This is a genomic window from Novipirellula artificiosorum (genome assembly GCF_007860135.1).
GTDB lineage: Bacteria > Planctomycetota > Planctomycetia > Pirellulales > Pirellulaceae > Novipirellula_A > Novipirellula_A artificiosorum.
In genome coordinates, this window is sequence record NZ_SJPV01000002.1 from 301,794 (window position 1) to 325,882 (window position 24,089).

The following is a 24,089-nucleotide window of genomic DNA, read 5'->3' on the forward strand; positions in this document are numbered from 1 at the left end:
TTGGAATCGTGTGCTCTTGCGGTCGACGTCTCGCAAACTCAATCGACGGGCGGTGGAAAACGCCCGTCGAAAGCCAATCTGGTCCCCCGCAAACCGAACCCGTGCAGCTGCAGCGACTCGACGGGGGTGCTCACCAAGATGTACTCAGAAAACTACATTTTTCGTGTGATCAATCGCGTGGACCTCTATCCGACATTTCTGACCTTCGCAGGTGCCACGAATCCAGCCCACCCCTTGGACCACGCCGATCTCTCGCCGCTGATCGTCGACCCGCAAACGCAGTTAGCATCGAGAGAAATCTTCTGGTACTTTCCCTGGTATTCCTCCTTCCATCGCCCCCGCGTGGTGGTACGCTGCGGCGACTGGAAACTGATTCACCTGTTTGAGTCCGGCGAGAACGAATTCTACAATACCAAACACGATATTGGTGAGGCAACGAATGTTGCAGCAGAGCATCCGGAGCTTGTCAGTGCCTTGGACGCGCGCATCGCTGCATGGATCGACGACGTCAATGCTCCTCGCATGACACCGAATCCGGAATACGATTCGACTCCGCCGGCAACGACAAATCGGTAAAGAGTCGCTTCACGCGAGGTGAAGTAGCAAACGATCAAACCTCACAGCAGGAAACCAGAAACATGAAACCAATACAAACGTGTAACATCATCCAGTCGGCTGCGGTTGGCCTGGTAGCCGCCTTGGTGGCAACAACCGCCTTTTCAAGAACCTGCGCCGCAGAAGAAACGAGCGTCGTCCAGCCCAACATCCTGTTCATCATCACGGATCAGCAGTACATCGAGGCAATGAGTGCGGCAGGCAATCCGTACGTGAAAACGCCGGCCATGGATAGCTTGGCGGCGCGGGGCATGCGATTCACAAAGTCCTATTGTACCTACCCGGTCTGCACTCCATCCCGGGCATCGCTTGTGACATCACTCATGCCTCACGAGATGGGGATTCTGTCGAACAACATTTGCCCCGGAATTCCGCAGGACATTCCGAACATGGGCGATCTGTTCCGCAAGGCCGGTTATCGAACGGCTTGGGCTGGGAAATGGCATGTTCCGGCGCCCTATCCAGGTTTCATGACCGGACCGCGATCTGGGATTCCTGGCTTTGACGTCCTGAAGCTTGATGGCCCAGTCCATCGCAGCATCCCAAGCACGGGTCCCGGAATGGGCAGCGATCCGACAACCACCAAAGCGACGTTGGACTTCCTCGACCAGCCCCAGGATCGTCCATTCCTGCTGGTCTGTTCGTTGCTGAATCCTCATGACATCTGCGAGTATCCTCGCGAGCCCGACAACTACCCGGCACCTCCGGCAGCCAGCAAGCTTCCCCCGCTGCCCGCAAACTTCGAAGCGATCCAGAATGAGCCGTCGCTTTTGGCAGCGGTTCGCCAACGGCAACAGAAAGCGAAAGTCGGAACCAGGCGTGACACCGAGATTCAGTGGCGCGAGTACCGTTGGGCCTACTACCATCTGACCGAAGTCGTGGACAGTTTGATTTCACAGGTTTTGAAAAAGCTGGACCAGTCGCCCTACGCCGACAACACGTTGATCATCTTCACGTCGGACCATGGCGAGATGGCTGGTTCGCACCAATTGCGGACGAAGAGCTACATGTATGAAGAAGCAACTGCCGTGCCACTCATTGTTTGCCCCCCAATCAAGACATCCGCCGCGGTCGACAAGCAGCACCTTGTTTCCGGACTGGATATCTTGCCAACGATGTGTGATTACGCAGGCATTTCGATTCCCGAGTCATTCGAAGGAGTCAGCCTGCGACCGCTCCTTGAAAACACGAAAACGGGAAGGCAAGATGCCTGGCGAGACTATCTGGTGCTGGAGATCAACGATCGGACGGAAGTACGGATGGTGCGCAGCGATCGCTACAAGTACATCGTTTATGCAAAAGGTGAAATCCGAGAGCAGCTGTTTGACCTTGAATCGGATCCAGGCGAAACGAGCAACCTAGCCCAGAATCCCGAGAGGAAAGAAATCATCGAAACTCATCGAAACATGCTCCGCCAGTGGATTCATCAGACCAAGGATACGTTTGTGCTACCTGAAACCTCCGGTTCGAATTAACGCCCCAACCGCCTGTCATCCGACGTTACGGTGCTTGGTGAGCGTTACCTACAAATGGGCGCGTGGCTACAGCAATTTGGTAAATCCGTCTACGCGACTCGCGGAGGTCCTTATCAGCCGGGACCGTGGGGCTGCGCAACACGATCGAAAGATAAGAACACCGTCTATCTGCACGCTTTGGCGAACTGGGATGGTGTCCTCCATCTGCCCGACTTGCCGGCAAAGGTTGTCGCCAATCGTGTGCTCACCGGTGGAACAGCCAAGGTGACACAGGCCGATGGCTTGCTGACCGTAGCGGTGGATCCGGAACCGAAACGCAGCCGAGCAGATCCCAGATAGTGCCAGCCATCATACACGAATGCGATGATACCCATTGCGGGTGCGGAGGGCGACCGAAATTCGCCAATGCGTCACGCAATGGTCTCGCAGCGTTCGGGGGCGGGATCATGCCAGGAAATCAGCAGCCAACCGTCTCGGGCGCGCGGCGAAGCCTCTACCCCGGGAATCGCGAAGGCTTCGTAACTATCTCTAGCTGACAAAACAGGCCGATGCCGATTGCTGGCCTCGATACCACCGGTGACCTGTTCGCTCCGCTTCAGCTCGCATCGTGTCAGGTCGCCCCGCACAAGACGATTTGCCGAAGTAACGCTGCCAATGCCAGACCAAATCACGCCACATCGACGCATCAATGCCCACGTCCGACAGCGTCCTGCCAAGGGATGTGGGGATCTTTGCCACGATCCCATCGACACGTTGCTGTGCCGTCCAGCGTAACAGTCGCAAGTAGTCTCGCATCGATAGATTCAAAAAGCCACGATCACTCGCCCGCAGTCCATCCTTATGAACTTCGGCATCCGCTGACAATTTCTCAGGATGCATTGTCAGCGGGGCCAGCCAGCTATCGCGTCGCACACGCCGGCCACTCGGGTTCTGCTTCTTCGCTTTTCGCTTTTTGCGAAGCTCATCCACCGGTGTTTCCCTCATTTCCTTGCCTGCTTGCTCGGTCGGTATCGGAACAAGGTCAAAGGCTGCCGAAGGAATCTCTTTGCCTAGCTCGCCTTCGATTCGGTCGTATGCCGAAGTGTGCGGTGAAGCATCGGGGGTTTCCGTCATCGCAGCCCGAACGGGGTTCAAGTCAACGTACATTGAACAAGCCAACAATCCAGCTTCATCGACGATTCGCTGTGCCTTAAAGCGACCTTCCCAAAAACGCCCCGTGCAATCATCTTGCTTGTTTGCCATCCTCGCGATCGGCTCCGCCAAAGCCCGCATGAACCAAGAAATATCCGATAGTCGTTTGCGTACTTCCGCCAATCGCTCTGCATCCTGAACCAGCATAATGACGTCATTTTCGGTTGGTTCAGCCAAGTGCTCGTCGATCCTACGACCAGGAAAGACTTTGAGCCAGCGGATCGCAACGTCGCGATCACTCCAAGCGGCCACCACATCCGGCCGGTTGCGAACGATTTGATGCAGGTGATTGCTCATGACCGCATAGGAGAGCACATCGATGGCAAAGACAGAGGCCAACGCCTCCATTCTTCTGCGAATCCATTCTTTCCGAAACGAGTAGTCCTGGCCAGAAACCAGGTCGACCCCGGCTAGAAACGCCCGTCGGACACATCGTTGCACGACATGCACGATACAAACATCACCGGGATCAAACTGTTCCAGACGAGTAGGGCGGGGCATGGGTAAGTCTCCTGTAGTGCAAGGAAGCCATCAGTCTACCAAAACGAAAACCGCCTGTCTATATGGTGGGTGGCACCTATTTAACTATTGTGAGCTTCTTTTTTGCAGGCCGAGAGAATACAACAAGCGAGTCAAACATGATTGACGCCAAAAGGCTTGTCGCTTTTGACGCGATGGAAAATTGCCTTTCGTCGTATCGAGAACCCGGAATCAATGATGTATCGAAATATTTGCTTGACTCTATCGATGATCCTCACGTCGACGTTCGTCACGGCACGCGGCGAAGATTCGATGCTGACGGAACTGACGCTTCACGGTATTGCGATGACCGATAGCGTTGTCTTGAAATTGGCTCCTCCGACACTCATCGGTAGCCTGTCGCGGAGTGAACGAGACGACTTGGCGGGCAATTTCGGCTGGGATCGATTCAGCAAAGACTCGGTGGTGGCGCCGATCTGGATCGACTTGGACTACATCCAAGACGAAGGGGGCAAACGAGTCGGTCATTCGATTCACTTTCGCTTTGTCGTCCACGAGCGTCTCGATCGCCTACGGGATCGCAACATCATGACGTCCCTTTTTGGTAGCCCCGCAAGCGACGCCTCGGATACAGGTGCCTTCGTTGAGTTGACTCCGACCGAGATGGCAACGCATGGAATTCCGACCTCCGCCAACACTTATTCCGGCTTCGCCGCGGTTCCGTTGATGAATCGTGTATTGCTGCGCGGAGTGATTGCTGGACAAACAATCGACATTGATCAAGGCGTCGTACTAACATGGCGGTTGGTGGATTCGATTGAACCAGGGGACGAATATGCTGCCCGATGGTCACCTTTGACTCGCGATTCCCTGGGCAACCAAGTCGAGGGCGAGCCACAGCCCTACCGTGGCGCCGGAGGCTATCTTCACCTTCAGTCGCTCGAGTCGATCGAGGATTCCCTGAATTCAGCCTGCCTGGTGGAAGCCAAAATCCTGCTGCATGAACCGCAACTCTGGTTTGGTAGTAGCAATTTTTTGCGTAGTAAGTTCCCGCTCATGATCCAGGAAGCGGTTCGCAAAATGCGTCGAACACTTGCCGCTGAGTCTTGAGTCGGCGCGTTGGCATGAAACGAGCCTGCAAGGGTTTGCAACGCATTTCGGGGCCTGCTATCGAGTCGCCAGACTCGGTTCAATCTGCCAAAGGTACATGAATGTCGGCAGCTTGCTACGATCGAGTCCAGGAATATTCAGCGGTAACAAGGTTCCCAATTGAGACGTGTTAGGGGTCACGTCCATGATCGTGTAGGCGCGATCGTTGTCGCGGCGCAGCATCACAACGGCAGCATCGGGACCGAGCCCCGCGATTTGTCTTGCCGTATCCATTGCGTCATCCAGATAGCCCGCTTGGTCGACTAGCGAGGTATTGGCCGCGGCTTGGCCGGTGACCACACGACCGTCGAACCAATCCTGCAATTCAAGCCCATCACCGGGAGCGACGAGTTGGGGCCGCCGCTGTTTGACGTCGCGAATCAATCGCTGATGAAACTCATCGGCGATCTGTTGAAGCAGCTCGCGTTCCTCAAGCTGCATGGCACGCACCGGAGTCCCACCATCGATTTTGTCACCCGATTTGACGGGAATGGCAGCGATGTTGTATTGCCCCAGCGTGTCTTCCATGCTGTAAAGATTCAAGATGACGCCAATCCCACCGACGATTGAGGTGGGATGTGCGACCACGTGATCGGCTTGAATCGCCAACTGATAGGCACCACCGGTCCCCGTACTCATCAAACAGGCAACCACCGGCACATTCGTTGTCGTTTTGAACCGCCGAAGTTCCTGACACATGATGTCGGTCGCGGTCACACCTCCGCCCGGCGAATCGATTCGCAGCACAACAGCGGCGACCGATCCGTCGGTTTCGAGCGTTCGCAGCTTTTCTCGAAACAGCGCCACGGGGTTTTCGCCCATCGAACCGATGCCACCCGCATTCTGATGCAACAGTAACCCGTCCACATCAATCACCGCGATGCGCGTGGCATCCAATGCGTTTCCTTCGACCGTGACTTGAGCCAGTCGCGACGCGGTATTGTCGGTCTTGACACGCGTGGCCAGGTCACCTGTCATGTGCATGGTTCCATCGACGCGCGTGTCGCCGCTGACATTCATGTTACCGTTCATATTCATCGCGCCACCGACGTCGCCCTGCATTTTGACGCGGAACGGATTGTGCTGGCAACCGACAGCGGCAACCAACGCGATGGAGAAGGCCAAGCAGCGGAGCATAGGGAGATGGACTAGAACGTAACAGGAAACGGAGATGACAACGGTTTTCAGAGCCATCGTCATATCGCGGCTGTCTCAATCGGCTAAACTAGCACGGTCCGATCCACCCGAACTTCTGTAAAACGATTCAAGTTCCCCTGACCCGCGGCCGACACGTGCATTTCTCGTCCTTGATTTGGAAAAACCTTCGCAGACGTCCTTTCCGAACGGGGTTGACGCTCTTCGCATTGGCCAGCGCGATCGCGTCTGTGGTCGCTCTGTTAGGTATCGCCCGTACATTCCAAGATTCTTTTGCCGAGGTCTATCGAAGCCACGGCGTGGATGTTGTCGTTTCGCGCCAAGGTGCGGCCGATCGTTTGAGCAGCTCGATTGACGAGTCACTCGCAGAACAGATCATCCATGTCGAGGGTGTCGCGCGGACCTCGGCGGTCTTGTTGGAAACGTTATCACTTGAAAACGAAGGCATCTACGGTATTCCAGCGATGGGAATGCAGCCGGATTCATGGTTGATGGAGAACTATCGGTTTTCGCAACGTTCCGATGATGGGACGCAATCGGCGTCGTCAACGAAGATCAACGGTCGCTTGTGGCTGGGCATCCATCTCGCGGATCGGCTGGGCGTCGCGGCCGGACAAACAATTGAGTTGTTCGACCAGGCTTATCGAGTGCAGGACATCTTCACCAGTCGCAGCACATGGGAGAATGGTTCAATGATCGTCCCCTTGGATTTGCTACAGGAGCTGACGGGCCGCGAGAACCAAGTGACCTACGTCAACGTGCAGTTGGATGCCGATTTGGGCGACGCCTCCATGGACAGGGTGCTTGCGAATATCAAAGCGGTCGATGCCAAGCTACTTCCGTTGGCCACCGAGGATTTTGTTGCCACCGACACGCGAATGCAGATCGCTTCGGCGATGGCATGGATGACATCCATGATTGCCGTGCTGATCGGCGCGATCGGCACATTGAACACCATGATGACCAGCGTGATCGAGCGAACGGGCGAGATAGGCATCCTTCGCGCGATCGGTTGGTCACGGAGGCGAATTGTTGCCATGATCATGGGCGAATCGTTTATGTTAGCGGTGATCGCCAGCGTTCTTGGATGCGTCGCCGCGATGCTGTTGACATGGGGGCTGAGCCGTTCACCGGCGGTACGGGGCATCATGGATGCATCGATTCATCCGATGGTGATGGTGCACGGGATCCTGATTGGTTTAGGGATTGGTTTGTTTGGAGCGTTATTGCCTGCATGGCGAGCTGCAAAACTACTACCGACTCAGGCATTTCGTGAGCACTGATCCACGCTTCTTGGACGCCAGCTTGCCAATCGCAACCTAAATTTATGGGTGCATCAGCGGAACCTCTCCATCGGCAGGCGTCGTCAGCGACGGTTTGTCAGGAATCGTTCACCGCCTGATCTGTCGTCCATGTTCCAAAAAACCAGTGATGCAGCCGTGGCCAACAACGCCGTTCGCCCTTCCGAATTGATTGCCATCGTTGGACTTGGCTGTCGATTCCCCGGGGGCGCCAACAGTCCCGAACAATATTGGTCCCTGCTAAGCGAGGGGCGAAACGCGATCACGGAGACGCCAACGGATCGCTGGAATCTCGATAAATTCTATTCGCGCGGCACGACCAAGCCTGGCAAAACCAATAGCCGCTGGGGGGGTTATGTCGATGCGATCGATCATTTCGATCCTCAACTTTTCGGCATTTCCCCTCGTGAAGCCGCTGCGATGGATCCACAGCAACGGTTGTTGTTGGAAGTGGCTTGGCAAGCATTGGAGGATGCTGGAATGCCGGTTGAGGGTGTGAATGGCCACCCCGCTTCGGTCTTTATCGGCATCAGCAGTTTTGACTACTCCGTTGCATCTCTGAGCTTTGAAGATCGAACGGAACTGGGGCCGTACAGTAATACTGGAGGGTCCAGTAGCATTGCTGCAAATCGAATCAGCTATTGCTTTAATCTCCGTGGCCCCAGCGTTGCAGTTGATACCGCTTGCTCGTCATCCCTCGTCGCATTGCACATGGCATGCGAGAGTTTGCGTAGTGGGAAAGCCTCGTTCGCGTTAGCGGGTGGAGTCAATGCGTTGTTGTTGCCTGACTTTTACGTCGCATTTAGTCAGCTTGGTGTGCTATCACCCGACGGACGTTGCAAGACCTTTGATGCGCGTGCCAATGGTTACGTCCGTAGTGAAGGCGCCGGGATCGTTGTGCTGAAACCCTATAGCGCCGCACTTCGCGATGGTGATGATATTTACTGTGTCATTCGATCCTCGGCTCTCAATCAAGACGGACACACCGATGGGATGACGGTTCCGAGCCAGTCGGCACAGCAAGATTTGATGCGTCAAGCTTACGAGTCTGCCAATGTCGATCCTTCTCTGGTCAGTTACATCGAAGCGCACGGCACCGGAACACCAGTGGGTGATCCGATTGAGGCTGCAGCGATCGGCAACGTGATTGGCAAGGCAAGAGATGAGAGGCAGCCGTGCTATGTCGGTAGCGTCAAGACGAACATTGGACACCTCGAAGCGGGTGCAGGGATTGCCAGCGTGATCAAAGTCGCGTTGGCAATGCGCCATCAATTGATCCCGCGACACTTGAATTTCGAGTCGCTGAATCCGGCAATCCGGCTGGAAGAAAATGGGCTACGACTGCCAATCGAAAGTACCCCATGGAAATCGATCGCAGGACGACGCATCGCGGGGATCAATGGATTTGGGTACGGAGGTGCAAACGCTCATGTAGTGATCGAGGATGCCTCGCTGGCGGAAGTCAGCAAGGAGGATCTCGCAACGCCTCAGCGCAACGGGTCGACAGCCCACGATTCCGTCACGCGTTTCGGCGAAATCGGCTGGCCGTTACCGGTCTCGGCCCAGTCGAAGGATCAGCTCCCCCTCGTGGCGAACCAATGGGCCAATTGGCTAAGCCAACAGGGAAGCCCGCGAAGTGCCGCAGAGGTGATTGGATCGGCCAGTCAACAACGAAGCCATCTTCGCACCCGCCGAGTCGTTTTTGGCGATAGCCTCGAAACGATTGCGACGAAACTGCGCACCACCGACGCGGATGCATCCGAAACGAGCAGTCTGATTAGCGCGGCGGGACGTCAACATGGCATCTTGTTCGTGTGTTGTGGCCAGGGGCCTCAACACTGGCGAATGGGCAGACGGCTCTACAAAGCCGGGGGGACCTTTCAAACAACAATCGACCGATGCAATCGAGAATTCTCGAAACTCGCGTCGTGGTCGCTGATCACAGAACTGCTTCGCGACGAATCGGAATCGCGATTGCAAGAAACCTCGATTGCTCAGCCCGCATTGTTTGCGATCCAAGTCGCACTGGCAGCTCAATGGAAGGACTACGGCGTTGGTCCATCGGCTGTCGTGGGGCACAGTGTCGGCGAGATCGCTGCCGCCTACATCTCGGGGGCCTTATCGTTTGAAGACGCCTGTGCCGTCGCCGTCCATCGGGGCCGCACCATGGATCTCGCCAGTTCGCGGGGAGCGATGATCGCCGCAGGAATCACGGCGGATGAAGCACGTCAATTGATACGCGGACACGAGCATTCCCTGTCATTGGCGGCGATTAACGGGCCACAAAGTGTCACCATTTCCGGCGACGCCAATGCGGTAGAGCAAGTGGCAATGCGGGTGAAATCGCTCGGCGCATTCTGCCGACAACTCGCCGTCGAGTACGCGTTCCATAGCCCCCAGATGGATCCTGTCGAACGAGAGCTCAAGCGGTCGCTCCGTGGCATCACCGCCCTCGCACCGACCCTTCCCATGATTTCGACGGTCACGGGCAATCCAATCGCCGACGCTTTGACCGATGCAGACTATTGGTGGCAAAACGTTCGCAAGGGGGTATTGTTTTGCCCGGCAATGGAGATTGCTGCGCGACAAGGATTTGAAATCGCTATTGAACTGGGCCCCCATCCGGTTCTGTCCTACGCGATCAACGAGTCCTTCACAGAAGCCGGAAAGCCGATTCATGTGATTCCCTCGATGCATCGTGATGTCGACGATGTCGAGGCTTTCCGCGATGCCTTTGAGCGACTCTATCAGCTGAACGCTCCGATCGATTGGCAAGCCATCGCAGCAAAACCCAAGACTCGCATACGGCTGCCTCACTATCCAATGCAGCGTCAACGATTGTGGCAAGAATCGCATGAGTCCCAACGGACGAGACTCCAGCACGATTTCCATCCACTGCTTGGCACTCGCACGTCTGCGCCCGATCCTGTTTGGCAAAGTCAGCTGTCGACCAAGATTCATCCCTACCTTGGCGACCACATCGTTCAAGGCAATTGCTTGTATCCTGCGGCGGCGATGGTCGAAGCTGCCTTGAAGGTATCCCTGTCCGACGTGCACGCGACGACACAACCTTCGATGTGTGTCCGCTTGGAAGACATGCGTTTGCACCAACCCCTCGCCCTCGACAACGTTCGAACGTTTGATCTCTCGACAAGCTATCGAGCGGACCGTGAGCGCATCGAACTGCGAGTGAAGGAACAAGGCACCGACGATTGGCATCCTTTGGCAACCATCGGTGTCAGTTCCGACGATCGGCCGATTTCGAATCACTCTGACCAAGATGCGATCCAGAGCCTATGTACGGAGAGCGTATCCGAGGCGCGATGCTATGACTATTGCCAGCGTCTTGGTTTGAATTATGGCGAGGCCTTCCGAGGCTTCGTCAGCGGCTTTCGACAAGACCGCGAAGCCTGGTGCAAAATTCGGCTTCCGGATGATTTGCATGACGATGCATCCCAATACATCCTTCATCCGGCACTGCTGGACGCATGCTTCCATTCGATGATCATTGCCGACAGCCACTTTGACCATCGCCTGGATGACCTTTACTTGCCACATCGAATCGAGCGCATCCAATGCAGTCGTGATGCGTGCGGCTTGACCGAAGTTCACGTGCATACGCGAATCCGATCCAAGGATTCGTACGAAATGGTGGCGGACCTCGAATTGATCGATGCCTCGGGTTCGACCGTCATGTTGATAGAGGGTTTCGAGAGTCGCAACGCCGGCGGGTTGACATCGTCCGAAGCGACTACGGAATTCATGTACTGTTACCGCTGGGAAGCCGATCACCATCCTCCCACTCAAACCGACGTCGAACAACCGAAGGCCACACCGAAACGACGATGGTTGATCTTCGCCGATCGAGGTGGTCTCTCTAACCGATTAGTGGATCACCAACGGTCGCTGGGTCACGATGTGTTCGAGGTTCGACTGGGCGATCATTTCACGCAGGTATCCGCCACTTCGTTTCAAGTCTCCCCCAAGCAAGAGGCCGGTTGGGAGCAACTGCTCCGTGCGATCCCGGTTGAGTGGATCACCGATGTTGTCTTTGCCTGGGGTTTGGACCTACCCACCGATGCGACGACACCAGTCGCTCGCGATCTGCGGGCAACCGATCGACTTCACTCCACGCTGACGGCCGATCAAGTCGACCAGAGTACGACGATTTCATGTGAGGCCCCCTTGGCATTCGTGCAAGCGTGGCACCATCGTTTGGAGGACTCACGAGCCGAAGCAAACAAACCGGCACCTCGATTTTCGATCGTCACCGCCAAGGCGCAGTCCATCGATGAAAGAGCCGAGCGGATCCGCTATTGTCAAACACCGATGATTGGTTTGGGACGTGTGCTGATCAGCGAGTTTTCCGCCTTCCGTACGCGACTGATTGATCTTCCCGGTAGCGATTTGAACGATCAATGGGTGGCTCTCGCAGAGGAACTGGAGATTGACGACTCGGAAGACGAGGTGCTGTACCGCGAAGGGACGCGGCACGTCCGCCGGTTTGTCCCCCACAGCAGCATGCCATTGCCAACGCTGACGTTTCCGCCAACGCCGACGGTGGAGCCCGATTGCCGAACACGGAGGAGGAGTCGTTTGACGACAGGACGGACCAGCAGCATTGATGATCTGCGCTACGAGGTCTACTATCCAGGCGATCTTGCAGAGACCGAGGTTGTGATTGATATCCAAGCCTCTGGCCTAAACTTTAGCGACGTGATGAAAGCGTTGGCCCTGTACCCCGGGTTGCCGGAGGGTCCCGTGATGTTGGGAGCCGAGTGTTGCGGAAAGATTGTTCGTGTCGGTGATGCCGTTTCGGATTGGAAGGTGGGTGATCAGGTGATCGCCATCGCAAAAGGAAGTTTTGGCACGCATGCCGTTGTGGATCAATCGCTGATTGCCAGTCAGCCACGGACTTTGAACAGCCAACAAGCTGCCGCGATCCCGATCGCTTTCCTGACTGCGGATTACGCGCTGCATCAGTGCGCTCGACTGCGCGCCGGCGAGTCGGTGCTGATTCACTCCGCCAGCGGCGGCGTCGGACTTGCCGCGATCCAGCTGGCCCAACAAGCCGGACTGGTCATCCACGCCACCGCGGGCAGTGCACCGAAACGTGACTTCGTGCGTTCCTTAGGGATTGAATCGGTTTGGGATTCCCGAAGTTTGGCATTTGCAGACGACATCCGACGCCAAACCGACGGGGAAGGTGTCGACGCCATTTTGAATTCACTACCAGGTGAAGCGATCCGAAAAGGACTTCAGCTTTTGAAGACCGGCGGTCGATTCTTGGAAATTGGCAAACGTGATATCTATGGCGATCGGGCGATCGACTTGTCACCGTTTCGAAACAACTTGGCCCTATTTGCGATCGATCTCGACCAACTGTTCACGACCGACCCTCAACGAATGGGCGACAATTTGCGTCGGATCGCGTTACAGTTTGACCAGGGAACGCTGCAGCCATTGCCGTTGGAAACATTTGATGCCGATCACACGCGAGACGCGTTTCGCTACATGCAACAGGCCAAGCACATCGGCAAAGTCGTCGTCAGCTACCGTAGCGCACCGAGTGAAGTCTATCCCTGTCCGATTCGTGTCAAGAGTGACCGGCGAATGGAGATTGATCCGTGTCACAAAACGCCTGCGAATGCGGCCATCCGAGAGAATGCATCCCAACCTTCGAAAGGCATCAGCGAGTTTTTTCGGCAAGACAAAACATATTGGGTCGCCGGGGGACTCGGTGGCTTTGGTCTACAGATTGCTCGCTGGATGGCCCGCCGCGGTGCCGGCAACTTGGTCCTCAGCGGGCGCAGCACATCGCCCAGCGTTCAGGCCAGCAAAACCCTTGCGGAAATCGAGTCATGGGGCACTGCCGTAACGTTGATGCCCACCGACATCACGAAGACGCACGACGTCGCCAAGACGCTGGGGAGGATTCGAGACGAACTGCCACCGCTATGCGGAATCTACCACACCGCCATGGTACTGGAAGATCATTTGCTGGTTGATCTCGATCTGGATTCGTTGCAACGCGTTCTACGCCCCAAGGTGGTAGGTGGCTGGAATCTTCATGCCGCGACGTTGGATGAATCGCTGGTATCCGAACCGCTGGAACAGTTCGTCTTATTTTCTTCGCTATCGAGCGTCTTCGGACACGCCGGGCAAGCCAATTATGCCGCTGCGAACGCAGCGTTAGATGGACTGGCCTACCACCGCCGCTCGAAAGGCTTACCCGCGTTGGTCATCAATTGGGGGCACCTAGGCGAGGTTGGCTATTTGGCTCAACGTGAGGAACTCGGTGCGAGATTGGAACGACAGGGGGTGCTGAGCTTTTCGGTCGAAGAGGCAACAAGCTGCCTTGAAGATCTATTGCGTTCTCAGGCGACGCAGGCGAGTGTGCTGAAAATGGACTGGACGTTATGGCGCGGATTAGGGTTGACTCAACAGGTTTCGCCACGCTTTGCTCATCTGATCCGAGAAGATGCCACCGATCCGAACCAGACCTTTGACTTGGTGCAACTGCGAGCTGCAGACCCGCCGGAACAGCTCCGCCAAATCCAGCAGCTGTTGGTGACCAAGTTGATGTCCCTTTTGGGGTTACGCTGCGATCAACTCGATCCTTCGCGGTCGTTGTTGGAATTGGGACTCGATTCGTTAATGGCGGTCGAACTCCGTAACTGGATTGAAAAACAACTGCAAATGACAGTGCCCATTTCCGAACTGATGCGAGACGCGTCGATCAACGCAATCTCCAAAAAGACGGCTGAGCGTATCCGTACGCATTCGAGCGATGCGAACCCAGACGATCCGGCCAGCGCACCAGCGGATTCACTGTTTTCCGAAAAAGCGGATCAACTACTCGCATCGATTGATCACATGGATGACGGACAGGTGGAACGATTGCTGGCAGAACTTGCTGGGGCCACGACACCTCCGGAACCCGCATCGTGACCGATCCGTTGCCTCCGCCATCCTCGCTTTCCGGTTTGTCGGCGACTCAAAAGCGAGAACTGCTAAAGCGTTTGCTCGAGGAGAAAGCGAGAGCGTCGCGACAGTTCCCGATGTCTTCGCAGCAACAGGGATTGTGGCACGCGTATCGACGCGACTCCAGTGCAACAGCCTACAATGTCTTCTTGCCAACTCGCACGCGGTCCGCTTTGGATCTGCCTGCGTTGACGACCGCCATGCAGATTTTGACACAGCGTCATCATTCACTCCGCACGACCTTTTCCGATAGCGGCGGTCAACTTCAGCAAACCGTTTGCGACTCGCTGCTTCCAGACATTCGAAGCGAACTCGCCGAGGGCTGTTCCGACGACGAACTTCGAAGTCGAGTGTTGGCTCACGTTCAGCGTCCTTTCGATTTGGAAAAGGGTCCGTTACTGCGATTGGCAACGTTCCGGGTCGCGGAGGACGATCACGTCATCGTGGCAACCACCCATCACATCGTGACCGATTTTTGGTCGTTGGTGCTGATCATGAAGGAGTTGAGCGAAATCTATCCAGCCGTCCTTTCCGGCCGCACTCCCACGCTTCCCCCAGCAAGCAATCTTTACGCGCAGTACGTTCAGCAGCAACGACACCTCTGCGAGAGCCATCAAAAGGAGGCGCTGAGTCAGTACTGGCAACAGCAAGTCAAGGATGTCGCGCCGGTGTTGGAATTGCCATTAGACTATCGCCGTCCGAAGCAATTTTCTGGTCAAGCACACTCAATTCCAATCGAGTTCAATATCGCGGAATCGGAACAGATCCGACATTTTGCTCGGACTTGTGGCGTGACGACGAATGCAACACTCCTGGCTGCGGTCCAAGTTCTGCTGAGCCGATACAGTCGTCAATCCAAGTTCCTGGTCGGGATTCCCTCTTCGGGTCGCAGCGAGCAACAATTCGAAGATACCGTCGGCTACTTCTCGGGTGTCTTACCGATTCGCACCGACCTTTCCAGCGACCTGAATTTCCAAGAGTTTGTGGGTCAGACTTCTCGCCAAATGATGCGAGGAATGGATCATGAGCGATATCCCTTTGCGGAGATTGTTCGGGATACCAACCCGTCGCGTGACACGAGTCGAGGGCCGTTGATTCAAACCTTGTGTACGTTTGAAAACTCGCACTTGCAATCCGACACTGCACACGCAGCCTTCCTGATGGCCTCGGCAAGCCAAGCCAAGGAATTCGGAGGCTTGTTGCAACAACCATTTCCCGTTCCCCATCCGACCTGCCACTACGACATCGAATTCGCCTTCGATACGTCATCCGAAGCGATGGGCGGTATCGTTTGTTTCTGTGTGGATTTGTTCCGCACGCCCTCCATGCACCAACTGGCGACCAACTTTCGTCAATTGACAGGTGCCCTGATCGACCAATGCGACCGCAACGTCACCTCGGTGGCTTGGCCAATACCATCATCGGGCAGCACAAGTGCCCTTGTGATCACGGACGAACGGCCGATGACCCGCGAACAGGCGATCTGCTGCGAACGAACTCCTAGCCTAGCGACGCTTTGTGATTGTCTCGATGAAGGTGCGGGTTCCGCAGTGATCCAAGCAGGGGACCCTGATCACTCGCATTCGCCTGACGCGATCTTGCGAATCAGCGGTCGGCTGGCTGCAAGCTTGATGGATCTTGGTGTCGGACGCGAACAGCCCATCGTTGTCATGGTCGCACCAGGCCCTGCCTTCGTTTTGGCGATGCTGGGCGTCTTGCGAAGTGGTGCCGCTTTCGTTCCCATCGATGCCGACCAACCGTCGTTGGCGATGTCGCAGTTGTTCGCCGAAGTCCGCCCTCGCGTTGTCATCACCGACCGGCCTCTCCAACCGATGACCGACGACAACAACCTGCATGGTGACCACATCACGATCGACATCCATACCTTTCTATCGCAACCGCAAGCAGAAAACGACGCCGTGTCACCGCAGCGGGTTGCGGTTGATTCCGCGGATCTTGCCTACGTGATCTTCACTTCGGGATCAACGGGCCGTCCAAAGGGAGTCATGATTGAGCACTGCGCGATTGCGAACACGCTTCGTTGGCGTCGCGACGCGGTCGGGCTGAATTCGGATGATCGAGTCATCTCACTTTTGTCTCACCAATTCGATGGAGGCTTGGGTGTTATCCTCACAACGTTGTCTCAAGGGGCGACGTTGGTGTGGCCAAAGAGCTCCTTGCCCTCAGCACCCGATTTGGAGGACATCGTCGATACCCTGGTCGAACAACGCGTCACGGTGTTGACGGCCAACCCCAGTTTTCTGCGGGCAATCGTGTTGCACCCACGGTTCGAACAATGCCGTTGGCTTCGGCAAATCTGGACCGGGGGCGAATCGATGCCAACCGATCTGCCGGAGCAAATTAGCCAGCGAAGCAACGCAGTTCTGTGGAACTTCTACGGCCCCACCGAGACAGCCATCGAGGCAACCGCTTTCAAGACTCCCGCCCACCACAGTCCAAAATGTGCGATCCCCATCGGGCATCCCATCGCAAACACCGAGATCGCGATTCTGGATGATCAACTTCAACCCGTTCCCGAGGGTGTCCCCGGTCAAATCACGATCTGCGGACGTGGGCTCGCTCGAGGATACTGGAATCAGCCGGCTGAAACCGCGAGCCGTTTCCGCTCGGTGGACGCGATGGGGGGACGACGCGCCTATCTAACAGGTGATTTGGGGCGAATCAATGCCGACGGACTGCTGGAATTCCTCGGGCGCATCGACAATCAAATCAAGCTGCGCGGTTTCCGTATCGAGCTGGAAGAAATCGAGCAACACTTGCGAACCCATACCGCCATGACGGAAGTTGCCGTCTGCGTCGTCGGTCATGGTGATGCAGCCCAGCTAGCCTCGCTGATCGTTGCAACCGACCCGGTGGACACCGAAGCCGCTGTGGCCGGACTGCCCCGATACAAGCGACCGACTCGTTTTCATTTCATCGATTCGATTCCAAAGAGTGCAAGCGGAAAAATCGACCGTCAAGCGATACAGCGACTGGCCACCAAACGACGCGACCACTCGGTATCTTCGACGGGTATCACCGTCGCCCGCAATGACTTGGAATCCTTTTTGGCGACAGGCTGGTCGCAAACCCTTCCGTCCGATTTGGTCCGGTTCGATGAAAATTTCTTCGATGCCGGTGGCAGTTCGCTGCAGGCCGCAACGTTGACGGCGAGATGGAGTGACGAGCTCGGTGTTCGCGTCCCCACCTCGCTGTTGTTCGATTTGGCCGACATCCGAGGTCTATCCGCACGAATCGCCGAACTGTATCCCACTCAGATGGAAGCCAAGTTCGGTGTCGATTCCGTTCGCAACCGCACGACGGACCCGTCAAGCGGGGTGCATCCCTTGATTGCACCGTGGCAAACCCGCGGCGATCAAACGCCGATCTTTCTGGTTCATCCTCCGGGAGGGATCGTCGTCTGTTATCGAGATCTCGCCGAACGACTTTCGCCCCGCCATCCTCTCTATGCGATTCGTTCCAAAGGCCTCCATGGCGAAGAGGAATTACCGGCAACGATGGAGGCAATGGCCGCGGACTACGTCCAGGCCATTCACCAAACTCGACCCCACGGCCCTGTGATCGTCGGCGGCTGGTCCCTGGGTGGCTTGGCTGCCGTCGAAGTCACGCAACAATTGCTTCAGTCTGGCCGAGACGTGCAGAAGCTGATTCTACTTGATACCACCCTCCCGGCCAGAGCAACCGAGAGTGCGGGTTCCAAGGATTCTCCCAGCGCGGGACTCGAATACGGCATCGACTTATCGCTCGAGCAACTCGGGGAGCTTCCGCCCGAGAAACAGCTTCCGTTTCTATGGGATCATGCCAACAAACTTGGGGTCCTGGACCATGACGTGCCGGAGCAGGTCGTGCAACAAACGCTGATGGACCTGCAAGCGCTGTTTCATCACCATGTTGAGCTAGCCAATCGCTACCGGCTGAGATCCATTTGCGTGCCGGTCGAACTGTATCGACCGACCGACGTACCGATCAAGGTGTCCGGCCCCCACGATCGTGGCTGGTCTCGACTTGCCGACGAGGTCACCGTGATCGAGGTTCCGGGACAACACCACAGCATGCTGTCGGAACCCCATGTAAGCGAACTCGCAAATCATATCAAACGTTGACAATCCTGCCATCGAGAAGCCGAATCACGCGATCGGAACGTTCGGCAATCGAATCATCATGAGTCACGACGACCAAGGTGGTTTGGTCGTTTCTGCAGAACTCCGTCATCATCCGCATGACCACTTCGCCACTTTCCGAATCGAGTGCGCCGGTCGGTTCGTCCGCCAACACCAACGCCGGACCGTTGGCCAAAGCTCGGGCAATCGCGACGCGTTGTCGTTGTCCATTTGACAGTTGCCAGGGAAAGTGCTGAGCACGATCGGCAAGACCCACCTCGGTCAATAACTCTCGAGCGACCTTCCGTCGCTTCACCACGGACCGTCCATCCCCAAACATCGGCAACTGGACGTTCTCTTCAGCGGTTAAATTCGGCAACAGGTGAAACGACTGAAAAACAAACCCAATCTGCTTGGAACGCAGCTGGTCGAGGTTCATCGCATCATCAATCGGATGGCCGTCGAACTGAATGCTGCCGGACGTCGGTCGATCGAGCGCACCGATCATGTTCAGCAAAGTGGATTTACCACAGCCGCTGGGGCCAACAATGGAAACAAATTCGCCACGGCCAATCACAAGGCTGACTCGGTCCAGCGCCATCACGTCACCGTCGACATAGTGCCTGCTGACCTCTTGCAATTCGACTAGAATATTTGAATCTTTTGATAAATCCGGTTGTTGATCTGTATCCACAATCGCCGCGTCGGTGTGTGTGTCGGTGTAGGCCTCGCGCAAAAAACGGGGCCTCGTCCAAAATTCGTTTCTTATCGCAAGTTGACCGAAGATCTGTTTCGCAGAAAACCCGCCAAACGCCACAGTCTAGTCAATACCTTCGTGCTGCATCATACTAGGTTCCGGCAGGAACTGGAGTGAGGCTTTGGGGAGAAATGATGCGACTCGTTACAACGATGACCTTCACGCTGTTTGCGTTCATGAGCGTTACCGGCCGCGGCGAGCCCCTTTCCTCGCTTCCGCCCGGCACCGTTTTGGACCAAGCCAACGTGACACCTTGGAACCGTCTCGTCTTGGTCGCCACACCTCGAATTGCCAGCGGTGACGTCGACGCGATTAGCGAATCGATTCGAAGTGCCGTGTCGACGTTTCGCTTGACCATCATGGCACGCGTGACGAACGACCCACAAACCGAGCGTCATCGGTTAGCCGATGTTGGGATCGGGTACAGCGTCCCCGTCAACGGCAAGTTGACCGTGATTGATTCGCAAAACACGAGCGACTTGGATGTCTCGTTGGGATTCATTCAAAAACGAGTCCTCAGCCAGAGCGAAGCACATCTTCAAAAGGTCTCGGTCTTGGTCCGCACGTCGACACTGGTCGTCTTTGATGTACCATCAATCTTCCATCGCTCAGGCAAGCACCGTGACTATCTCAATCGGAACCTGATTTGGATCCGTCCCGAGTCGGGTGAAGTGGCCATGGCCAGTTGGCTCGTCGATCGCTCCGCGAAGCCGCCACGACCGTCGCTCAGCGACCCTTTGCGGATCATTGCCGCTGCGACACGCGAGGATCGCAGGATCCATGTTGACGAGGACGCCTTTTTTTTGGGGATCCCGAATGAGCGCGGGTTTGCGTTGGAAAATTTGCCGCCGGGAAAAGATGTCGCCTGGAATGACGAACTTCGCGACTTGATGTGTCGCGATTCCTACCACGCCCAGTCGATCGGGTTACTGGCATCGGCGATCAATCGAGCGTGCGCTGAGAACGCTTCTGAACGCAAACCCTGAATGGGGTTCACAACACACGGGTAACGGAAAGGCCGCAAACTGCGATCTGCGAAAGTCAAAGTGGCGCAGTGGATCAAGAGCGCACGATCGTGACCTCGGATGGAGCCTGAACGTCGGTTTTGATGGTGCCGTCCGACTGTTTGTCGTGGCGGATGCGGATCAGTCCGTGGGGAGTTGGGAACGTGCCTTCCACCCAATCGAGATCACCCAAGTTGGGTTGGATGGCAACGCTCGCACATCCTGGCTCCAACACGCGCACTCCGAGTACGTATTCACTTAGCCATGCGGTTGGCCCCGACGCCCACCCGTGACACAGACTGTGGCGAAAGCCGACGTAACAGTAGGCCCCACAGTCGCCATGGATGTCCTTCTTGCCATCAGGAACCAACTCATCGATTCTCGCTGCATTCTCCGTCCAAGCCAAATCGAAATCTTCCCAAAAACTGGTTGCCCCCAAATTCAGCATTCCGCCCCAGTACTCTCGAATGCAATCCAGACAACCCTGAACATCACCTGCTTCGGCGCGAGCCCGCAACACGTAGTAACCGTAGAACGTGCTCATCCCTTTTGCTCCCCCGACGGCCATGACGACCTGGTTCAGTTCCTTGGCGTCTTGCAATTCAGCGAGTGCCATTAACGCAGCGGCTTGCTTGCTCTGCCCAGGATCCGGTGTATACGCTCGCAGTCGATCAAGCGTCTGACGACACTTCTGGGCTTGATCGGTCGCGTCGAGCGTGTTGCAAAGATCGGCGCCGGATTCCAATGTCATGATCAACAACGCATGCAAGCCAGCGTGAGTCGCTTGTTGATTCGCTTTGGAGGGCCAATCCAAGAATCGTCCTTCTGGGAGGTTTTCTTTTCCCTGTTCATCAACGCATTGGCAAAGCTGATCCAGCAATGGCAACAAATACTCTTTCTGTTCGGCGAGGTAGTCCCTGTCTCCGGTGAACTTGAACCATTCGCCGTGGATGAGCACCCACCACATCGAGTACGAACTGATTCCGTTCATCCATTTTGGCAGCGGCGTTTGCCGGCGGCTTAAGTCGAGACTTTTCGGAATGATTGGGTTGGCACCAAAGACAGAGAAAATGGTCATGGTCTCAGGGTGCATGTCGCCCACCCAAACCAAGCGATCTCGCTTGATACCGTCCCAAAGGTAGTCCTGCATATTCAAATGGACGGTATAGGCACCCACGTCCCAAATTTCGTTCAGTCGATTGTCACTGCACTTGAACGACCCGAGGTACTCTAAGTCCCGCATCAATGACACGGCTCGAACGCTCACCAAGGGAATAGAACGTCCTTGATCGTGCAAATCCAACCGGACAAACCGAAACCCCGTTTGTCCGATTTCCGTAGAGCCCAACCATGGTACAAGCAGCGACTGATCTCGAATCGCGTGATCGTTGGTCGCCGTCCCACCGAGAATGTCGCTCATCGCTTCGCTAGCCGATTCACCAAAACGCACACGGAAGCGAGCTGGCTCTTTTCCCTTCATCCGGCCCACCGTAATCTGAACGCCGCCGTGAAGCTCCCTGCCGAAATCGAGCAGGATTGCCCCCCCTTCGTGAACGATGCAGGGGTCAACTTCATCGAGCGTGACCTGACCGTTCCCTTCTTTCAATAAGGCATCCGCATTCTCAACGCGGGAGTCGTCGGAAACCCAAAGAACTCGCTTCGGAACGACGTAGGTGCGGGTGCGTGGATCAACCACCGCGGTCTGGGCAACCGCGTCTTGGCCAACGAGGATCACGGTAAGGACAATCGGAAAGATGGCTCTTTGAAACATGTCGTCTTTTTTCTGGTTCCGTGTTGAGAAAGGAGCGTTCAGGTTGAACGCACCATTGTAATCTCGGCGTGCTTGATCGAGTTGATGATATCAGGACTTCGCTGCCGCACCAGCGAAGTACAGCGTGCTTCCGCTACCGGAACCTCGAAAAAAGACGTGCCATCGAGTGTCGGGGCGAGCTGGGGAAGCAGGTCTGGCCCGTGATCAAACCCGGCTCGATCGAAAGGACTGCCCAAATAGGTGACCATGCCAAAGATGGAACAGCCCAGCGACGTGCACGAAACACCTCCGAAATGGTTAAGCTGCATGGCGCAATCCGCGACAGACGTTTTTTTGGAGACCCTCTCTTGCTAATTAACTCGACCGAAAACCGACGTAACCGTCGCCTGGCATGGACGATGGGTGGGTTGGGATCCTTGTTTGGGGTAGCGATCTCTTGGTTCTCGCCTTGGTTCTTGGTACTGGTGCCGGCGGCTGTTTCGATTGCGTTTTGGGTGCGGTATCGCACTGCACGGCGGTATCGAGTCTTGCAGCAACCGTTCCCGCAAAACCGACAAGCGATCCTCAATACAAAGGTCACTTTTTATCAGGCTCTCGACGAGGAGGGCCAAAAGCGGTTTCGCGATCTCGTCGCAGTGTTTCTCGACGAGGTCGCGATCACAGGGATCGGCACGGAGGTGGATGAAACGACTCGTACGCTGGTCGCCGCCAGTGCCGTGATTCCCATTTTGGCGTTCGAGGATTGGGAGTACTCGGGATTAGGTGAAGTGCTCATTTACCCAGCCTCGTTTGATTCGGGCTTCAAGACGAACGAGGACGGCGACGCTAACATTCTTGGTATGGTCGGTACGCAACACATGAGTGGCGTCATGATCCTATCAAAGCCCGCGTTGTTGGCCGGCTTTGCAAACGACCGTGACAAAAGAAATGTGGGCGTTCACGAGTTCGCACATCTGGTGGACAAGCAAGATGGTGCAATCGACGGCACACCTCCGGGAGTCTCGGCGGATGCCTATCAACCTTGGGTCCAATGGGTCGGTGAGGAACTACGTCGTGAAAATGCCGGGAACCAGCATATCGACGACTACGCCTACACCAACGAGGCGGAGTACTTCGCGGTACTAAGCGAGTACTTTTTTGAATCACCCAGCGTGCTTCAGAAAAAGGATCCTCGGCTGTATGACATGATGCAGAAAATGTATCGGCAAGATCCGAAGCGGCTTTTTGCAAGACGCCCCAAACGTCGTGGTCGAGTGGGACGCAATCAACCGTGCCCCTGCGGGAGCGGCGAAAAATTCAAGCGATGCTGCCGTCGTCGCTCGGCTCGATAAGGGCGGCATGATGACATACCATCCCTATGCCTTCGAGTCGTCTACGGCATAGGCTCTTAAGAACATCCTAACCAGATCTTCGATGTACCGTTTGACAGGCCATCGGTGCGTTTTCTTCTTGATGCCAAACAAGCGTGGCCAGAATGCGTAGGACAACAGTAAGCCGACAAGTTGTTCAGCAGCAATCTCGGGGCTGCTTACCCGCAGTCGCTTGTCATGGTCCGCGGCGGCCAACCACTCGGCTAATTGATGATTCAAGTGATTGGTTTGCTCGGTCAACAACCGCCCCATCTCTGGTTCGGTCAGCATGCGGGACATCATCACACGCGCCAAAGATTGAAAATCGCCGTCACTCACGACGCTCGTCAAATCGGTCGCGATTTTGACAAGCTGGCCCGAAAGATCCGCATCAGCTCGATATTCAAACGGCGGGATCACGCCGACGCGCTCGATTAACCGCTCAACGATGCTGTCAAACAATTCGTCCTTGCTCGAAAAATGATTGTAGACCGTCCGCTTGGAAACGCCAGCGGTCTCGGCAATCTGGTCCATGCTGGTGTTATCAAACCCGCCGGTTCGAAATTCGTGCATCGCTGCCTCGACGATCGAACGTCGCTTACGGTCGGTCATGCGCTCACTCATCGGTGGGCGAGTTCCTTCTTATTGAAAACAACTGGCTTGACAAGAAATGCACCATGCGGTTTACTTTGAATCCGTTAATTACACTATACAGTGTAGTTTTGAACTTATCAAGA

15 protein-coding genes are annotated in these 24,089 nt (G+C 55.8%); 9 read left to right on the forward strand and 6 right to left on the reverse strand.

Annotated elements, in window-relative coordinates; all coding sequences use genetic code 11:
- The 3 genes from Poly41_RS06925 (at window position 1) to Poly41_RS06935 (ending at window position 2,429) form a co-directional block, all read left to right on the forward strand.
- Complete coding sequence (locus Poly41_RS06925; RefSeq protein ID WP_146525201.1) at window positions 1-576, forward strand: sulfatase/phosphatase domain-containing protein; 576 nt, start codon at window positions 1-3, stop codon at window positions 574-576.
- Between the two features lie 62 nt (window positions 577-638).
- Complete coding sequence (locus Poly41_RS06930; protein ID WP_197231129.1) at window positions 639-2,090, forward strand: sulfatase family protein; 1,452 nt, start codon at window positions 639-641, stop codon at window positions 2,088-2,090.
- Window positions 2,091-2,144: 54 nt separating this feature from the next.
- Window positions 2,145-2,429: a hypothetical protein gene (locus tag Poly41_RS06935; protein ID WP_146525203.1), complete on the forward strand. Its 285-nt coding sequence runs from the start codon at window positions 2,145-2,147 to the stop codon at window positions 2,427-2,429.
- 189 nt (window positions 2,430-2,618) lie between these two features.
- Here the strand turns inward: Poly41_RS06935 and Poly41_RS06940 are convergent, their stop codons facing one another.
- On the reverse strand, window positions 2,619-3,782 hold the full coding sequence (locus Poly41_RS06940; protein ID WP_146525204.1) for a transposase: 1,164 nt from the start codon (window positions 3,780-3,782) through the stop codon (window positions 2,619-2,621).
- A gap of 213 nt (window positions 3,783-3,995) precedes the next feature.
- Between Poly41_RS06940 and Poly41_RS06945 the strand changes: the two genes are divergently transcribed.
- Window positions 3,996-4,871, forward strand: coding sequence for a hypothetical protein (locus tag Poly41_RS06945; protein ID WP_146525205.1), 876 nt, complete (start codon window positions 3,996-3,998; stop codon window positions 4,869-4,871).
- Window positions 4,872-4,928: 57 nt separating this feature from the next.
- Here Poly41_RS06945 and Poly41_RS06950 read toward each other — a convergent pair whose 3' ends face one another.
- Entirely contained in the window at window positions 4,929-6,047 is a 1,119-nt protein-coding gene (locus tag Poly41_RS06950; RefSeq protein ID WP_146525703.1) for a S49 family peptidase, read from the reverse strand.
- A gap of 212 nt (window positions 6,048-6,259) precedes the next feature.
- Between Poly41_RS06950 and Poly41_RS06955 the strand changes: the two genes are divergently transcribed.
- The 3 genes from Poly41_RS06955 to Poly41_RS06965 all read left to right on the forward strand — a co-directional run bounded on the left by Poly41_RS06955 (window position 6,260) and on the right by Poly41_RS06965 (window position 18,474).
- Complete coding sequence (locus tag Poly41_RS06955) at window positions 6,260-7,348, forward strand: ABC transporter permease (protein WP_231615474.1); 1,089 nt, start codon at window positions 6,260-6,262, stop codon at window positions 7,346-7,348.
- A gap of 129 nt (window positions 7,349-7,477) precedes the next feature.
- Window positions 7,478-14,317, forward strand: a complete 6,840-nt coding sequence (locus Poly41_RS06960; protein ID WP_146525206.1) for a type I polyketide synthase — start codon at window positions 7,478-7,480, stop codon at window positions 14,315-14,317.
- Window positions 14,314-18,474, forward strand: a complete 4,161-nt coding sequence (locus tag Poly41_RS06965; RefSeq protein WP_146525207.1) for a non-ribosomal peptide synthetase — start codon at window positions 14,314-14,316, stop codon at window positions 18,472-18,474. Before Poly41_RS06960 ends, Poly41_RS06965 begins: the two co-directional genes overlap by 4 nt.
- Here the strand turns inward: Poly41_RS06965 and Poly41_RS06970 are convergent.
- Window positions 18,464-19,207: an ABC transporter ATP-binding protein gene (locus tag Poly41_RS06970; RefSeq protein ID WP_231615475.1), complete on the reverse strand. Its 744-nt coding sequence runs from the start codon at window positions 19,205-19,207 to the stop codon at window positions 18,464-18,466. The two genes, Poly41_RS06965 and Poly41_RS06970, sit on opposite strands and share 11 nt — an antisense overlap.
- Before the next feature lie 152 nt (window positions 19,208-19,359).
- Here Poly41_RS06970 and Poly41_RS06975 point away from each other — a divergent pair, with 152 nt between their 5' ends.
- Complete coding sequence (locus tag Poly41_RS06975) at window positions 19,360-20,214, forward strand: hypothetical protein (RefSeq protein WP_146525208.1); 855 nt, start codon at window positions 19,360-19,362, stop codon at window positions 20,212-20,214.
- A gap of 73 nt (window positions 20,215-20,287) precedes the next feature.
- Here Poly41_RS06975 and Poly41_RS06980 read toward each other — a convergent pair whose 3' ends face one another.
- Window positions 20,288-22,003, reverse strand: a complete 1,716-nt coding sequence (locus tag Poly41_RS06980; protein WP_146525209.1) for an alpha-L-rhamnosidase-related protein — start codon at window positions 22,001-22,003, stop codon at window positions 20,288-20,290.
- Window positions 22,004-22,041: 38 nt separating this feature from the next.
- On the reverse strand, window positions 22,042-22,311 hold the full coding sequence (locus tag Poly41_RS06985; RefSeq protein ID WP_146525210.1) for a hypothetical protein: 270 nt from the start codon (window positions 22,309-22,311) through the stop codon (window positions 22,042-22,044).
- 39 nt (window positions 22,312-22,350) lie between these two features.
- Between Poly41_RS06985 and Poly41_RS06990 the strand changes: the two genes are divergently transcribed.
- Window positions 22,351-23,334, forward strand: a complete 984-nt coding sequence (locus Poly41_RS06990) for a zinc-dependent peptidase (protein WP_231615476.1) — start codon at window positions 22,351-22,353, stop codon at window positions 23,332-23,334.
- A gap of 24 nt (window positions 23,335-23,358) precedes the next feature.
- On the opposite strand, the gene Poly41_RS06995 is transcribed toward Poly41_RS06990, so the two are convergent.
- Window positions 23,359-23,976 carry a TetR/AcrR family transcriptional regulator gene (locus tag Poly41_RS06995; protein ID WP_146525211.1) on the reverse strand — a complete coding sequence of 206 codons (618 nt, stop codon included), beginning with the start codon at window positions 23,974-23,976 and terminating at the stop codon, window positions 23,359-23,361.
- Window positions 23,977-24,089 lie beyond the last annotated feature (113 nt).

What these genes read in the sequence shown, in the direction of transcription:
- Poly41_RS06930 (WP_197231129.1), top strand. Translation starts at nt 639, where the DNA reads ATGAAACCAATACAAACGTGTAACATCATCCAGTCGGCTGCGGTTGGC.
- Poly41_RS06935 (WP_146525203.1), top strand. Translation starts at nt 2,145, where the DNA reads ATGGGCGCGTGGCTACAGCAATTTGGTAAATCCGTCTACGCGACTCGC.
- Poly41_RS06940 (WP_146525204.1), bottom strand. Translation starts at nt 3,782, where the DNA reads ATGCCCCGCCCTACTCGTCTGGAACAGTTTGATCCCGGTGATGTTTGT.
- Poly41_RS06945 (WP_146525205.1), top strand. Translation starts at nt 3,996, where the DNA reads ATGATGTATCGAAATATTTGCTTGACTCTATCGATGATCCTCACGTCG.
- Poly41_RS06950 (WP_146525703.1), bottom strand. Translation starts at nt 6,047, where the DNA reads ATGCTCCGCTGCTTGGCCTTCTCCATCGCGTTGGTTGCCGCTGTCGGT.
- Poly41_RS06960 (WP_146525206.1), top strand. Translation starts at nt 7,478, where the DNA reads ATGTTCCAAAAAACCAGTGATGCAGCCGTGGCCAACAACGCCGTTCGC.
- Poly41_RS06975 (WP_146525208.1), top strand. Translation starts at nt 19,360, where the DNA reads ATGATGCGACTCGTTACAACGATGACCTTCACGCTGTTTGCGTTCATG.
- Poly41_RS06980 (WP_146525209.1), bottom strand. Translation starts at nt 22,003, where the DNA reads ATGTTTCAAAGAGCCATCTTTCCGATTGTCCTTACCGTGATCCTCGTT.
- Poly41_RS06985 (WP_146525210.1), bottom strand. Translation starts at nt 22,311, where the DNA reads ATGCAGCTTAACCATTTCGGAGGTGTTTCGTGCACGTCGCTGGGCTGT.
- Poly41_RS06995 (WP_146525211.1), bottom strand. Translation starts at nt 23,976, where the DNA reads ATGAGTGAGCGCATGACCGACCGTAAGCGACGTTCGATCGTCGAGGCA.